The sequence below is a fragment of the Streptomyces sp. RB17 genome (genome assembly GCF_009604455.1).
Classification (GTDB): domain Bacteria; phylum Actinomycetota; class Actinomycetes; order Streptomycetales; family Streptomycetaceae; genus Streptomyces.
On the sequence record NZ_WEGL01000003.1, the window covers coordinates 670,969 to 684,833 of the forward strand.

At 67.0% G+C, this 13,865-nt stretch carries 9 protein-coding genes; 2 read left to right on the forward strand and 7 right to left on the reverse strand.

Annotated elements, in window-relative coordinates:
* Positions 1–30: 30 nt before the first annotated feature.
* Genes fusA through rpsL form a run of 3 tightly spaced genes read right to left on the reverse strand, consistent with a single transcriptional unit; the run spans position 31 to position 3,041 of the window.
* On the reverse strand, positions 31–2,157 hold the full coding sequence (gene fusA, locus SRB17_RS16780) for an elongation factor G (protein ID WP_153539298.1): 2,127 nt from the start codon (positions 2,155–2,157) through the stop codon (positions 31–33).
* Between the two features lie 39 nt (positions 2,158–2,196).
* A complete protein-coding gene (gene rpsG, locus SRB17_RS16785; protein WP_003992340.1) occupies positions 2,197–2,667 on the reverse strand; it encodes a 30S ribosomal protein S7 in 471 nt (156 codons plus the stop codon).
* Positions 2,668–2,669: 2 nt separating this feature from the next.
* Positions 2,670–3,041: a 30S ribosomal protein S12 gene (gene rpsL / locus SRB17_RS16790; protein ID WP_003948652.1), complete on the reverse strand. Its 372-nt coding sequence runs from the start codon at positions 3,039–3,041 to the stop codon at positions 2,670–2,672.
* Positions 3,042–3,327: 286 nt separating this feature from the next.
* Between rpsL and SRB17_RS16795 the strand changes: the two genes are divergently transcribed.
* Together SRB17_RS16795 and SRB17_RS16800 are read left to right on the forward strand one after the other, a co-directional pair.
* The gene (locus SRB17_RS16795; RefSeq protein WP_153539302.1) at positions 3,328–4,143 is read left to right on the forward strand and encodes a hypothetical protein; all 816 of its coding nucleotides are present in this window, start codon (positions 3,328–3,330) and stop codon (positions 4,141–4,143) included.
* Positions 4,144–4,241: 98 nt separating this feature from the next.
* Positions 4,242–4,454 carry a hypothetical protein gene (locus tag SRB17_RS16800; RefSeq protein WP_153539304.1) on the forward strand — a complete coding sequence of 71 codons (213 nt, stop codon included), beginning with the start codon at positions 4,242–4,244 and terminating at the stop codon, positions 4,452–4,454.
* A 69-nt stretch (positions 4,455–4,523) separates the two neighbouring features.
* Here the strand turns inward: SRB17_RS16800 and SRB17_RS16805 are convergent, their stop codons facing one another.
* From SRB17_RS16805 to rplJ, 4 genes are all read right to left on the reverse strand, one after another.
* Positions 4,524–8,423 carry a DNA-directed RNA polymerase subunit beta' gene (locus SRB17_RS16805; RefSeq protein ID WP_323375693.1) on the reverse strand — a complete coding sequence of 1,300 codons (3,900 nt, stop codon included), beginning with the start codon at positions 8,421–8,423 and terminating at the stop codon, positions 4,524–4,526.
* A gap of 100 nt (positions 8,424–8,523) precedes the next feature.
* A complete protein-coding gene (gene rpoB / locus SRB17_RS16810) occupies positions 8,524–12,009 on the reverse strand; it encodes a DNA-directed RNA polymerase subunit beta (protein WP_153539306.1) in 3,486 nt (1,161 codons plus the stop codon).
* A 579-nt stretch (positions 12,010–12,588) separates the two neighbouring features.
* Entirely contained in the window at positions 12,589–12,972 is a 384-nt protein-coding gene (rplL, locus tag SRB17_RS16815; RefSeq protein ID WP_323375823.1) for a 50S ribosomal protein L7/L12, read from the reverse strand.
* 107 nt (positions 12,973–13,079) lie between these two features.
* A complete protein-coding gene (rplJ, locus tag SRB17_RS16820) occupies positions 13,080–13,610 on the reverse strand; it encodes a 50S ribosomal protein L10 (RefSeq protein ID WP_153539308.1) in 531 nt (176 codons plus the stop codon).
* Positions 13,611–13,865 lie beyond the last annotated feature (255 nt).

Below are 13,865 nucleotides of genomic sequence, written 5' to 3' on the forward strand. Positions count from 1 at the left end.
GTCAAGCCTACGGCGTGTGAACGCGGTGCGTTACTCGCCCTTGGCCTTCGCGATGATCTCCTCGGCGACGTTCCGCGGAACCTCGGCGTAGGAGTCGAACTGCATGGAGTAGCTGGCCCGGCCGGACGTCTTGCTGCGCAGGTCGCCGACGTAACCGAACATCTCCGAAAGGGGCACGAGGCCCTTCACGACGCGGGCACCGGCCCGCTCCTCCATGGCCTGGATCTGGCCACGGCGGGAGTTGATGTCGCCGATGACCTCACCCATGTAGTCCTCGGGCGTGGTGACCTCGACGGCCATCATCGGCTCGAGCAGCACGGGGCTGGCCTTGCGCGCGGCCTCCTTGAAGGCCTGCGAACCGGCGATCTTGAACGCGAGCTCGGAGGAGTCGACCTCGTGGTAGCCACCGTCGATCAGGATGACGCGCACGCCGGTCATCTCGTAGCCGGCGAGGATGCCGAACTGCATGGCCTCCTGCGCACCGGCGTCCACCGAAGGGATGTACTCCTTCGGGATACGGCCACCGGTCACCTTGTTGATGAACTCGTACGAGGCGTCGCCGCCCTCGATCGGCTCGATCGCGATCTGCACCTTGGCGAACTGACCGGTACCACCGGTCTGCTTCTTGTGGGTGTAGTCCACGCGCTCGACGGCCTTGCGGATCGTCTCGCGGTACGCGACCTGCGGCTTGCCGACGTTGGCCTCGACCTTGAACTCACGGCGCATACGGTCGACCAGCACCTCGAGGTGCAGCTCGCCCATACCACCGATGATGGTCTGGCCCGTCTCCTCGTCCGAGTGGACCTGGAAGGACGGGTCCTCCTCGGCCAGGCGCTGGATCGCGACGCCCAGCTTCTCCTGGTCGCCCTTCGACTTGGGCTCGATGGCGACCTGGATGACCGGCGCCGGGAAGTCCATGGACTCCAGGATGACCGGGTTCTTGTCGTCGGACAGCGTCTCACCGGTGGTGGTCTGCTTCAGGCCCATGACGGCGACGATGTCGCCGGCGCCCACCGACTCGATCTCCTCACGCTTGTTGGCGTGCATGCGGTAGATCTTGCCGATGCGCTCCTTCTTGCCCTTGACGGAGTTCAGCACCGAAGAGCCGGACTCCAGGCGGCCCGAGTAAACCCGGACGAAGGTGAGCTTGCCGAGGTGCGGGTCGCTCATGATCTTGAACGCCAGCGCCGACAGCGGCTCGTCGTCGGACGGCTTGCGCTTGACGACCATCTCCGGGTCCTTGACGTCGTGGCCCTCGATGGCCTCGATGTCAACCGGGGAAGGCAGGTAGCGCACGACCGCGTCGAGCAGGGGCTGGACGCCCTTGTTCTTGAACGCGGTACCGCAGAACACCGGGGTCACAGTGGTGCCGGTGCCCTTGCCGGACGCGATGGTGATACGACGGATCGCGGCGTACAGCTGCTCCACGGAGGGCTCGGTGCCCTCCAGGTACAGCTCCATGATCTCTTCGTCGTTCTCGGCCACGGCCTCGAGCAGCTTGCCGCGGTACTCCTCGGCAGCCTCGGTGTGCGTGTCCGGGATGTCGACGACGTCGTACATCTCGCCCTTGGTGGCCTCGGCGGACCAGACCAGGGCCTTCATCGTCACCAGGTCGACGACGCCCTTGAAGTCGGCCTCGGCACCGATCGGCAGCTGCATCACGATCGGCTGAGCGCCCAGGCGGTCAGAGATCATGTCGACGCAGCGGTGGAACTCGGCACCGGTCCGGTCGAGCTTGTTGACGAAGCAGATACGCGGCACGCCGTAGCGGTCCGCCTGACGCCACACCGTCTCGGACTGGGGCTCCACGCCGGCGACGCCGTCGAACACCGTCACGGCACCGTCGAGCACGCGCAGGGAGCGCTCCACCTCGACGGTGAAGTCGACGTGACCCGGGGTGTCGATGATGTTGATCGTGTGGTCGACGTCTTCCAGCGGCCAGTGGCAGGTGGTGGCAGCAGAGGTGATCGTGATGCCACGCTCCTGCTCCTGCTCCATCCAGTCCATGGTGGCAGCGCCGTCGTGGACCTCACCGATCTTGTAAGACACACCGGTGTAGAACAGGATCCGCTCGGTGGTGGTCGTCTTGCCCGCGTCGATGTGGGCCATGATCCCGATGTTGCGGACCTTGGCCAGGTCAAGTGAAGTGGTAGCCATAAGGCTTCAGTCTTCTCTCGGTCTCGATGTGGGTAGCGACTACCAGCGGTAGTGCGCGAAGGCCTTGTTGGACTCGGCCATCTTGTGCGTGTCCTCGCGCTTCTTCACAGCGGCACCCAGGCCGTTGGAGGCGTCGAGGAGCTCGTTGAGCAGACGCTCGGTCATGGTCTTCTCGCGACGGGCGCGGGAGTAACCGACGAGCCAGCGCAGCGCGAGGGTGTTGGCGCGACCGGGCTTGACCTCGATCGGAACCTGGTACGTCGCACCACCGACACGGCGGGACTTGACCTCGAGGGTCGGCTTGATGTTCTCCAGCGCGCGCTTCAGCGTGATGATCGGGTCGTTGCCCGTCTTCTCACGCAGACCCTCCATGGCGCCGTAGACGATGCGCTCGGCGGTGGAGCGCTTGCCGTTCAGCAGCACCTTGTTGATGAGGGAGGTCACCAGAGGAGAACCGTAGACCGGGTCGATGATGACCGGGCGCTTCGGGGCGGGGCCCTTACGAGGCATTCTTACTTCTCCTTCTTGGCGCCGTAACGGCTGCGAGCCTGCTTGCGGTTCTTGACACCCTGGGTGTCGAGGGAACCGCGGATGATCTTGTAGCGAACACCCGGCAGGTCCTTCACACGGCCGCCGCGCACGAGCACGATGGAGTGCTCCTGCAGGTTGTGTCCCTCACCCGGAATGTAAGCGGTGACCTCGATGCCGCTGGTCAGTCGCACACGCGCGACCTTGCGGAGGGCCGAGTTCGGCTTCTTCGGGGTGGTCGTGAACACACGCGTGCAGACGCCACGACGCTGAGGGGAACCCTCGAGTGCGGGCGTCTTGTTCTTCTCGACCTTGTCCTGCCGGCCCTTGCGGACCAGCTGCTGGATCGTAGGCACTACTTCTCCGGTTTCTGTGTGCCGATGGGTACAGCTAACCTGGAACTTCGCCGACCCACGCGGTCGGGTGTGTCGAATCCGGCGGATTCCCGCCGCGAGGCGAAAAGAGCACAGATTACGGTGGCCGCTCATGACTCGCCGTGCGGTCTGAAGGCACGCACGAGAGCCAGGGCACACCCCAGGCACAAGGTCTGAGCGTACCTACCTCATTCGCTGTGGTCAAAACAAATGGGCTCCGCCTCTATCACGTCGGCCGCGCTGTCAAGGCCTTCCGTCGTGTCACCCCTTGCTCCTTGCCGGAATCCGGCAGCCGAAACGGTGGAAACATGGCCGAATCGGCCACTGCCATCGCCGCCGGGCCCGGCGCACGCTCAGCACGGGGGCGCCGGGCAGGTCCGGCCGCCCGCCACGGGTCAGGTATCTGCGCTACGGGCTGCTCAGCGGGCTGCTCAACTTCGTACTGCTGTACACCGCCGGGAACCTGCTCTCCGCGGGCGTGACGGCGTGTCTGTGGTACGCGTCCCTGGTGGCGGCGCCCGCGCCGGCCGCCCGCCGGTTCTCGGCGGCACCCCGGACCGTACGGCGCCGGTCGGTGCCGCCGTCCGTGGACGCCGCGCCCGAGCGGGTGCGGGCCGAGGGCGCGGAGCGGGCGCAGCAGGCGGCCCAGCAGGCCGTCACGTCCTACGGCGAGCTGCTGCGCCTGCACCCGTACACACCGGGGCCGTCGGCCGACCCGGACGACCTCGCGGACTTGCGCACCGCGGTGGAGGCGTACGAGGAGGCCCGGCGGAGCGCGCCGGGCCGTGTCCCGGACCTGCTGGAGGGCGGCCGCGCGGCCCTGGAGCGGCTGGAGACGGCCCGCCTCGCCGGCACCGACGTCTCCTGGACCCGCGGCACGGGCTCCACCGAGCTGCGGCTCGCCGTGCCACCCGGGGGCCGGGCCGGCGCTGCTGGTGTCCGAGGCGGCGCCCTGCGCCTACTCCGTGGCCGTCGCGGGACGGTCCGGCGTCCGGTGGCGGAGGCTGGTCTCGGGACGCTCCATGAAGGCCCCGTCCGGGTCCGGGTCGCCGTGCCCGCGCCGGTCGGCGGCGAGCTGCCCTGAACGTCCGTGCACCCGGCCGGTGGCGGATCGCGGTACGCCCGGCGGGTGAGGCCCGGCTCCTGGAGCCGGAGCTGCCGCTGAAGGGCCTGGGCACCGAGGTGGTCCGGCGGGACGGCCCCTCCCGCGCGCTGGAGTTCGAACACCACGGCGGCGGCCGGTTCACCGTCCACCTGCTCACGCCGGACCTGCACCCGGACCACCCCCTGGCCACCGGGCGGGGCAGGGCGCGGCTGAACCTCGCCGCCCCGGAGCGCCGTGCGGTACGGGGCGACGCGGACGGGCACTGGACCCTGCGCGAGCCGCGCGCCTGAACGGCGTTCCGGGAACGCCGAAGGGCGGCCACCCCACGGGGTGACCGCCCTTCGGTTCAAGCTGCTCGCTTACTGGTTGTACGGACCGTAGTCGTAGTCCTCCAGCGGAACGGCCTGGCCGGAGCCGGTGCCGAACGGCGAGTAGTCGATGTCGTCGTAGCCGACGGCCGAGTACATCGCGGCCTTGGCCTCCTCGGTCGGCTCGACCCGGATGTTGCGGTAGCGGGACAGGCCCGTACCGGCCGGGATGAGCTTACCGATGATGACGTTCTCCTTGAGGCCGATGAGGCTGTCGGACTTGGCGTTGATCGCCGCGTCCGTCAGGACTCGGGTCGTCTCCTGGAAGGAGGCGGCCGACAGCCAGGACTCCGTCGCCAGCGAGGCCTTGGTGATACCCATCAGCTGCGGACGACCGGAGGCCGGGTGACCGCCCTCCTGGACCACACGACGGTTCTCGGTCTCGAACTTCGAGCGCTCGACCAGCTCGCCGGGCAGCAGCTCGGCGTCGCCGGACTCGATGATCGTCACGCGGCGGAGCATCTGCCGGATGATGATCTCGATGTGCTTGTCGTGGATCGACACACCCTGCGAGTTGTAGACCTTCTGGACCTCGCCGACCAGGTGAACCTGGACGGCACGCTGGCCCAGGATGCGCAGCACGTCGTGCGGGTTGGTGGCACCCACGGTGAGCTGCTGGCCCACCTCGACGTGCTCGCCCTCGCTGACCAGGACCTTGGCACGCTTGGAGATCGGGAAGGCCGTCTCGTCGCTGCCGTCGTCCGGGGTGACGACGAGCTTCTTGGTCTTCTCGGTCTCCTCGATGCGGACGCGGCCGCTCGCCTCGGAGATCGGGGCGACACCCTTCGGGGTACGGGCCTCGAAGAGCTCGACGACACGCGGCAGACCCTGGGTGATGTCGTCACCGGCCACACCACCGGTGTGGAAGGTACGCATCGTCAGCTGGGTACCGGGCTCACCGATGGACTGGGCGGCGATGATGCCGACCGCCTCACCGATGTCGACCAGCTTGCCGGTGGCGAGCGAACGGCCGTAGCACATCGCGCAGGTGCCGACGGCGGACTCGCAGGTCAGGACCGAGCGGGTCTTGACCTCCTCGACGCCGTGCTTGACCAGCTCGTCGATGAGCACGTCGCCGAGGTCGGTACCGGCCGGGGCCAGCACCTTTCCGTCGACCACGATGTCCTCGGCGAGGCAGCGCGCGTACACGGACGTCTCGACGTCGTTCGCCTTGCGCAGCACGCCGTCCGCGCCGCGCTCCGCGATGTGGAGCTTGAGGCCACGGTCGGTGCCGCAGTCCTCCTCGCGGATGATGACGTCCTGGGAGACGTCGACCAGACGACGGGTCAGGTAACCCGAGTCGGCGGTACGCAGGGCGGTGTCCGCCAGACCCTTACGGGCACCGTGCGTGGAGATGAAGTACTCCAGCACGGACAGACCCTCACGGAACGACGCCTTGATCGGACGCGGGATCGTCTCGTTCTTCGCGTTCGACACCAGACCACGCATACCGGCAATCTGACGCATCTGCATCATGTTGCCTCGTGCACCCGAGTTCACCATCATCGAGACCGGGTTGGTCTTCGGGAAGTTCGCGTTCATCGCCTCGGCCACCTCGTTGGTCGCCTTGGTCCAGATCGCGATGAGCTCCTGGGTGCGCTCTTCCTTGGTGATCAGACCGCGCTCGTACTGCTTCTGGACCCTCTCGTCCTGGGCCTCGTAACCCTTGACGATCTCCTTCTTCGCGTCGGGGACGACGACGTCGGAGATGGCCACGGTGACGCCGGAACGGGTGGCCCAGTAGAAGCCGGACGCCTTCAGGTTGTCGAGCGTCGCCGCCACGATGACCTTCGGGTAGCGCTCGGCGAGGTCGTTGACGATCTCGGAGAGCTGCTTCTTGCCGACCTCGTAGTCGACGAACGGGTAGTCCTCGGGCAGCAGCTCGTTGAAGAGCGCACGGCCCAGCGTGGTGTTCAGGCGGAAGCTGTCACCCTGCTGCCACTCCGGCTCGCCCTCCTCGCGGGCCGGCGGGGTCCAGCCGCGCGGCGGGATGGTGCCCACCGGGAAGCGGATGTCCACGCGCGACTGCAGCGAGAGCTCGCCGGCGTCGAACGCCATGATCGCCTCGGCCACGGACGCGAACGAGCGGCCCTCGCCCTTGACGTCACGCATCTCGCCGTCGGTGGTGAGGAAGAACAGACCGAGGACCATGTCCTGGGTCGGCATCGTCACCGGACGGCCGTCGGCCGGCTTGAGGATGTTGTTCGAGGACAGCATCAGGATGCGGGCCTCGGCCTGCGCCTCCGCGGACAGCGGCAGGTGCACGGCCATCTGGTCACCGTCGAAGTCCGCGTTGAACGCGGTGCAGACGAGCGGGTGGATCTGGATGGCCTTGCCCTCGACCAGCTGCGGCTCGAAGGCCTGGATGCCGAGGCGGTGCAGGGTGGGAGCACGGTTCAGCAGGACCGGGTGCTCGGCGATGACCTCTTCGAGGACGTCGTACACGACCGTACGGCCGCGCTCCACCATGCGCTTGGCGCTCTTGATGTTCTGCGCGTGGTTCAGGTCCACCAGGCGCTTCATCACGAACGGCTTGAACAGCTCCAGCGCCATCGCCTTGGGCAGACCGCACTGGTGCAGCTTCAGCTGCGGGCCGACGACGATGACGGAACGCGCCGAGTAGTCGACACGCTTGCCGAGCAGGTTCTGACGGAAGCGGCCCTGCTTGCCCTTGAGCATGTCGGACAGCGACTTCAGCGGACGGTTGCCGGGGCCCGTCACCGGGCGGCCACGACGGCCGTTGTCGAAGAGCGCGTCGACAGCCTCCTGGAGCATGCGCTTCTCGTTGTTCACGATGATCTCGGGCGCACCGAGGTCGAGAAGGCGCTTCAGTCGGTTGTTGCGGTTGATGACACGGCGGTACAGGTCGTTCAGGTCGGAGGTCGCGAAGCGGCCACCGTCCAGCTGCACCATCGGACGCAGGTCCGGCGGGATGACCGGGACGCAGTCCAGGACCATGCCCTTGGGGCTGTTGGACGTCTGCAGGAACGCGGAGACGACCTTCAGCCGCTTGAGGGCACGGGTCTTCTTCTGGCCCTTGCCGGTGCGGATGATCTCGCGGAGCCTCTCGGCCTCCTCCTCGAGGTCGAAGGACTCCAGGCGCTTCTGCAGCGCCGCGGCACCCATCGAGCCGTCGAAGTACGTGCCGAAGCGGTCACGCAGCTCGCGGTAGAGCAGCTCGTCGCCCTCGAGGTCCTGGACCTTGAGGTTCTTGAACCGGGTCCACACCTCGTCGAGGCGGTCGATCTCGCGCTGCGCACGGTCGCGCAGCTGCTTCATCTCGCGCTCGGCACCCTCGCGCACCTTGCGGCGCACGTCGGCCTTGGCACCCTCGGCCTCCAGCTCGGCCAGGTCGGCCTCGAGCTTCTTGGCGCGGGCCTCCAGGTCGGCGTCGCGGCGGTTCTCGATCTGCTGGCGCTCGACCGAGACGTGCGCCTCCAGGGAGGGCAGGTCGCGGGTACGGCGCTCCTCGTCCACGTACGTGATCATGTACGCGGCGAAGTAGATGACCTTCTCGAGGTCCTTCGGCGCCAGGTCCAGCAGGTAGCCGAGGCGCGACGGGACACCCTTGAAGTACCAGATGTGGGTGACGGGCGCGGCCAGCTCGATGTGGCCCATCCGCTCACGGCGCACCTTGGCGCGCGTGACCTCGACGCCACAGCGCTCGCAGATGATGCCCTTGAAGCGGACGCGCTTGTACTTGCCGCAGTAGCACTCCCAGTCCCGGGTCGGACCGAAGATCTTCTCGCAGAAGAGTCCGTCCTTCTCGGGCTTGAGGGTGCGGTAGTTGATGGTCTCGGGCTTCTTGACCTCGCCGTGGCTCCACTGACGGATGTCGTCAGCGGTGGCCAGGCCGATCCGGAGCTCGTCGAAGAAGTTGACGTCGAGCACTATGCGTCAATCCCTCTCAGGGTCGAAAGTCTTTGGTCTGAAACGGGGGCCTGGGGGTCGGCGGGGGCCTCACGGTGGTGAGGCCCCTGCCGGACTCCCGTCAGACCTCTTCGACGCTGCTCGGCTCGCGCCGGGACAGGTCGATTCCGAGCTCCTCCGCAGCGCGGAAGACGTCCTCGTCGGTGTCACGCATCTCGATGGACATACCGTCGCTGGACAGCACCTCCACGTTCAGGCAGAGCGACTGCATCTCCTTGATGAGCACCTTGAAGGACTCGGGGATGCCGGGCTCGGGGATGTTCTCGCCCTTGACGATGGCCTCGTAGACCTTCACGCGGCCGGTGACGTCGTCGGACTTGATGGTCAGCAGCTCCTGGAGGGCGTAGGCGGCACCGTAGGCCTCGAGGGCCCACACCTCCATCTCGCCGAACCGCTGGCCACCGAACTGCGCCTTACCACCCAGCGGCTGCTGGGTGATCATCGAGTACGGACCGGTCGAACGGGCGTGCAGCTTGTCGTCGACCAGGTGGTGCAGCTTCAGGATGTACATGTAGCCGACCGAGATCGGGTCCGGGAACGGCTCACCGGAGCGGCCGTCGAACAGCCGCGCCTTGCCGGACGGGAGCACCATGCGCTCGCCGTCGCGGTTCGGGATGGTGTGCTGCAGCAGACCCGCCAGCTCGTCCTCGCGGGCACCGTCGAAGACCGGGGTCGCGACGTTGGTGCGCGGGGCGACCTGGTCGGCGCCGATGGCCTGCAGGCGCTGGGCCCACTCGTCCGCGAGGCCGGAGACGTCCCAGCCGCGGCTGGCGAGCCAGCCGAGGTGGATCTCCAGGACCTGTCCCGGGTTCATTCGGGACGGCACACCCAGCGGGTTGAGGATGATGTCGACCGGGGTGCCGTCCTCCAGGAACGGCATGTCCTCGATCGGCAGGATCTTGGAGATGACACCCTTGTTGCCGTGACGGCCGGCGAGCTTGTCACCGTCGGTGATCTTGCGCTTCTGCGCGACGTAGACGCGGACCAGCTGGTTCACGCCCGGCGGCAGCTCGTCGCCCTCCTCGCGGTCGAAGACGCGCACGCCGATGACCTTGCCGGTCTCGCCGTGCGGCACCTTCAGCGAGGTGTCACGGACCTCACGGGCCTTCTCGCCGAAGATCGCGCGCAGCAGACGCTCCTCGGGGGTCAGCTCGGTCTCACCCTTCGGGGTGACCTTGCCGACGAGGATGTCACCGGCGATGACCTCGGCACCGATGCGGATGATGCCGCGCTCGTCGAGGTCGGCGAGGACCTCCTCGGAGACGTTCGGGATGTCCCGGGTGATCTCCTCGGGGCCGAGCTTGGTGTCACGGGCGTCGACCTCGTGCTCCTCGATGTGGATCGAGGAGAGGACGTCGTCCTGCACGAGGCGCTGCGACAGGATGATCGCGTCCTCGTAGTTGTGACCCTCCCACGGCATGAACGCCACGAGCAGGTTCTTGCCGAGGGCCATCTCGCCGTTCTGGGTGGCCGGGCCGTCGGCCAGGACCTGGCCGGTGACGACGCGGTCGCCCTCGTTGACGATGACCTTCTGGTTGACCGAGGTGCCCTGGTTGGACCGGGAGAACTTGGCCAGGCGGTACGTGATGTACGTGCCGTCGTCGTTGGCGGTGGTGATGTAGTCCGCGGAGACCTCCTGGACCACACCGTCCTTCTCGGCCTTGACCACGTCGCCGGCGTCGACCGCGGAGCGGTACTCCATGCCGGTGCCGACGAGCGGCGCCTCCGACTTGATCAGCGGCACGGCCTGGCGCATCATGTTCGCGCCCATGAGGGCACGGTTGGCGTCGTCGTGCTCGAGGAAGGGGATCATGGCGGTCGCGACCGACACCATCTGGCGCGGCGAGACGTCCATGTAGTCCACGTCCTCGGGGCCGACGTAGTCGACCTCGCCGCCACGGCGGCGGACCAGCACGCGGGCCTCGGCGAACCGCATCTCCTCGTTCAGCGGCGCGTTGGCCTGCGCGATGACGAAGCGGTCCTCCTCATCGGCGGTCAGGTAGTCGACCTCGTCGCTGACCTGACCGTCGACGACCTTGCGGTACGGCGTCTCGATGAAACCGAACGCGTTGACCCGGCCGTAGGAGGCGAGCGAGCCGATCAGACCGATGTTCGGGCCTTCCGGCGTCTCGATCGGGCACATACGGCCGTAGTGCGAGGGGTGCACGTCACGGACCTCGAAGCCGGCCCGCTCACGGGAGAGACCACCCGGGCCGAGGGCGTTCAGACGACGCTTGTGCGTCAGCCCCGACAGCGGGTTGTTCTGGTCCATGAACTGGGACAGCTGCGAGGTGCCGAAGAACTCCTTGATCGACGCCACGACCGGGCGGATGTTGATCAGGGTCTGCGGCGTGATCGCCTCGACGTCCTGGGTGGTCATGCGCTCGCGCACGACGCGCTCCATACGGGCGAGACCCGTACGGACCTGGTTCTGGATCAGCTCACCGACGCTGCGGATACGGCGGTTGCCGAAGTGGTCGATGTCGTCGGTCTCGACCATGATGGAACGGCCGGACTCGCCGGTCGTCTCGGTCTCGCCGGCGTGCAGCTTCACCAGGTACTTGATGGTGGCGATGATGTCGTCGGTGGTGAGCACGCCGGCGTCCAGCGGCTCGTCCGCACCGAGCTTCTTGTTGACCTTGTAGCGGCCGACCTTGGCGAGGTCGTAACGCTTCGGGTTGAAGTACAGGTTCTCCAGCAGCGTCTGCGCGGCCTCACGCGTGGGGGGCTCGCCCGGACGCAGCTTGCGGTAGATGTCGAGCAGCGCGTCGTCCTGGCCCTGGGTGTGGTCCTTCTCCAGGGTGGCGCGCATGGACTCGTACTCGCCGAACTCCTCGAGGATCTGCTCGGTCGTCCAGCCGAGCGCCTTCAGCAGCACGGTGACCGACTGCTTGCGCTTGCGGTCGATGCGGACACCGACCATGTCGCGCTTGTCGATCTCCATCTCCAGCCAGGCGCCCCGGGACGGGATGATCTTGGCGGAGAAGATGTCCTTGTCGGACGTCTTGTCGATGGTGGAGTCGAAGTAGACACCGGGGGAACGGACCAGCTGGGACACCACGACACGCTCGGTGCCGTTGATGACGAAGGTGCCCTTGTTCGTCATGAGCGGGAAGTCGCCCATGAAGACCGTCTGGGACTTGATCTCACCGGTCTCGTTGTTGGTGAACTCCGCGGTGACGAAGAGCGGGGCGGCGTACGTGAAGTCGCGCTCCTTGCACTCGTCGATGGAGTTCTTGGGCGGCTCGAAGCGGTGGTCCCGGAACGTCAGGGACATCGACCCGGAGAAGTCCTCGATCGGGGAGATCTCCTCGAAGATCTCCTCCAGACCGGACTTGGTGGGGACGTCCTGACCGTTCTCCAGAGCCTCCTCGACCCGACTCTGCCAAGCGGTGTTGCCGAGCAGCCAGTCGAAGCTCTCGGTCTGCAGCGCGAGCAGGTTCGGAACCTCGAGAGGCTCCTTGATCTTTGCAAAGGAGATGCGCAGCGGGGCGGTGCTGGCGCCGTTGTTCATATTCGCGGTCGAGGCATTGCGCGAGGCGGCCAAGAGGGGGTCCTTCCGAGGGCTCGGACTCACTACACGCGTACCGGCCCCTCCCCCGTACACAGAGACAGAAACCCCAGGTCAAAGGAGCTTTTGTCGTCAGTGCTCGAGTGAGGGCAGACCCCTGGTGACGGGCAGGGGACAGCTAACAGGCAGCGCAAAGGGTCAGTGTAGCCACTTGGCACACTGATGTCCAGTGCGGGTTTGTCGAGACCCTCGCTGTGCTCACCGCTCTTGTCAACGCCCTCGGCATGCCTGCCCTCAACGCACGTTCATACTGCCCTCTTCGCCGTCGATCCATGCCTCGGATTCGGATCCTTGTGACGACGCGTCCTGAGAATTGCGCGCTGCGTGCGGTTCGTCAAGGGTCTCCAGCCGGAACCCCTCCGTCCGGAGACACGGCGAAGATCACCTTACCCCTCACGAACACAGGTGCAAGGCAGCCCATGCCGGGCCCCGGGGAACGCCGAAGGGCGACCACCCAGATGGATGATCGCCCTTCGGTGCGTTCGCGTTACAGCCCCAGGGGGGACGTTCTCACGTCCGCGGCCCTAGGAGGCCGTCTCTGCGGTCGCGAAGGTCTTACTTGACCTCGACGGAGGCGCCGGCGCCCTTGAGGGCCTCGGCGGCCTTGTCGGCGGCTTCCTTGTTGACCTTCTCGAGGACCGGCTTCGGGGTGCCGTCGACGAGGTCCTTGGCCTCCTTCAGACCCAGCGAGGTCAGCTCACGCACGACCTTGATGACCTGGATCTTCTTGTCACCGGCGCCGGTGAGGATGACGTCGAACTCGTCCTTCTCCTCGACGGCCTCGGCGGGGGCGGCCGGGCCGGCCGGGCCCGCGACGACGGTCGCGGCGGCGGCGGTGACGTCGAACTTCTCCTCGAACGCCTTCACGAACTCGGAGAGCTGGATGAGGGTCATGCCCTCGAACTCGGCGAGCAGTTCGTCCTGGGTGAGAGCCACGATGGCTTTCCTTCCATTGATTCGGCAGGTGCCGGATGTACATGACTGGCGGGCGTACGTTCGGCCCGCTACGACCACTGCCTCAGGCGGCGGTCATGATGCGAGCCGAATTACTCGGCACCGCCCTGCTCGGCCTGCTTGGCGCGCAGCGCGTCCACGGTGCGGACGAGCTTCGACGGGAGCGCCTGGAAGAGCTGAGCAGTCTGCGTCTGCTTGCCCTTCATGGCGCCCGCCAGCTTGGCGAGCAGAACCTCGCGGGACTCGAGGTCCGCAAGCTTCTTGATCTCGTCGGCGGACAGCGCCTTGCCGTCAAGGACACCGCCCTTGATGACGAGATTCGGGTTGTCCTTGGCGAAGTCACGGAGACCCTTCGCCGACTCCACCGGGTCACCGGTGACGAAGGCAACAGCCGTCGGACCAGCGAAGAGCTGGTCGTCCAGCGTGATCCCGGCCTCGTTGGCCGCAATCTTGGTCAGCGTGTTCTTCACCACGGCGTACTGGGCGTTCTCACCGAGCGACCGGCGCAGCGTCTTGAGCTGCGCCACGGTGAGACCGCGGTACTCGGTCAGCACGGCGGCGTTGGAGCTGCGGAACTTGTCCGTCAGCTCGGCAACCGCGGCAGCCTTTTCGGGCGTCGCCATAGAGCCTCGGCCTCCTTCCGGGTGATTCGGACCGCGCGGACCCGAAGGAGGACTGGGGAAAACGAAACGCCCCGGCGCAGGCGCTCGGGGCGAACTCGACCGGTCGCACACGCGCTCGGCGCGCGCACTCCGGGAGTACTTCCACTTCACCTGCGCGGGTCGCCCACTTTTCAGCGGATCCTTCGGCCACCGCGCCCTCGTTCGAGCGCACGGCAACGACCAGCGGTCTTTGGCTTCGGGAAGAGAGTACGGGAG